We start from the raw sequence: 1030 nt of genomic DNA, 5'->3' as shown, positions 1-1030 counted from the left end.
GATAGCACTTGTTTTCCCTATCACCTAAAATTAAATCACCACAAAATAATAAAGGAGGGCAAACAAGTGCAAAACAATATTACCACATTACTTTTAGGAATCCAAGATGTCGAGGTCACCGGTGTTTCAGAAGAAAGACGCCTCATTACCATTGACTGCAAACCCGTTCACGATCGGGTGTGTCCACACTGTGGCTCGTCCCACGCCTGGGTCCACGATCACCGGGAACAAATCCTTCGAGATGCGCCGATGCGGCGCAAGCACGTGTTTCTTCGCGTCAAAAAGACACGCTATGATTGCAAGGATTGCGGCGCGCGCTTTGAAGCACCTCTCTCCTTTGCCGCCAAGGGCAAGCAGATGACGAAGCGTTTAATCGCCTATGTGGTAGATGCCTTTCGAGATATCCGTTCCGTGTCGGAGCTGGCGCGAGAAGTAGGCATTTCAACGACGAGTATTTTCCGTATCGTGGCTTGTTTGTTTGTGCCCCGTCAACGGCTGCCTCGCGTCTTTTGTATCGACGAGTTTAAGGGCGACAGCGGCGGAAGCAAGTACCAGACCACCTTAGCCGATGGGGAGGCCCATCGGATTATCGACATTCTCCCGACGCGCTACGGCAAGGATTTAGCTGCTTATTTCTCTTCCATTGATCGAGCGGAGCGTCGCGGCGTCGAAATCTTTGTCAGCGATATGTGCGGCACCTTTAAGGGCGTGAGAGAGGCTTTCTTTCCACAAAGCACCCATGTCATTGACCGCTACCATTTCATCCGCCAAGTGCATTGGGCCTTGGAAAACGTCAGAAAACGGGAACAGAAACGCATGACGGCGACGGAAAGAAAATGGTTTAAACGAAGCCGCAGCTTACTAAAAAAGCCGGCGAAAGACCTCACCGAAGCAGAGAAAAGCCTCGTCGCCACCATGCTCGAAAAGAGCGATGCCATCCGGACTGCCTACGTCTTAAAAGAAGGCTTTTACACCTACGTCCTTTCTCAGAAAGACAAAGAAACAGCGAGTGTGGCTCTTTCAAAGTGGA

At 50.8% G+C, this 1030-nt stretch carries 1 protein-coding gene; it reads left to right on the top strand.

The genetic code is table 11. The features are described 5' to 3' along the window. Positions 1-66: 66 nt before the first annotated feature. Positions 67-1030: ISL3 family transposase (locus DG046_RS09585; protein ID WP_108832265.1), on the top strand; the 964-nt coding region annotated here is incomplete at its 3' end.

The organism is Aedoeadaptatus coli (genome assembly GCF_900343085.1).
In the GTDB taxonomy this organism is placed as follows: Bacteria; Bacillota; Clostridia; order Tissierellales; family Peptoniphilaceae; genus Aedoeadaptatus; species Aedoeadaptatus coli.
Note: the sequence above shows the minus strand (reverse complement) of the source record. Positions and strands in the feature narration are given on the sequence as shown.